The organism is Monashia sp. HAY1-5C (genome assembly GCF_056755255.1).
The window spans coordinates 1-231 of the sequence record NZ_JBPGXG010000865.1; the positions used below are offsets into that span (position 1 = coordinate 1).

1 protein-coding gene is annotated in these 231 nt (G+C 71.0%); it reads left to right on the top strand.

Features of this window, described 5'->3' with window-relative positions; translation table 11 throughout:
- Positions 1-231, top strand: a 231-nt coding sequence (locus tag ACR9ZK_RS23795; protein WP_481344366.1) for a hypothetical protein, incomplete at both ends; no start/stop codon positions are given.

Below are 231 nucleotides of genomic sequence, written 5' to 3' on the forward strand. Positions count from 1 at the left end.
ACGTGCGTCGGTGCGCGGTTCGGCCACCGGAGAGCAAGGCCCGCAACGGCGCGCCGGTGTCGTTGGTGACGCGCCCGGACCACACGAGGGACCACAGGGCCTCAACAACCTCGGTGTCGTCGAGCTCGAGCCGCTGGGCGAGCGGACGGAAAAAGTACGCGCCCCCGCCGCCGAGGGCCGCGAGGAGGGCGCGCTCGGCGTCGGTCAGGTCTGCACCTGTCTCTTATACAC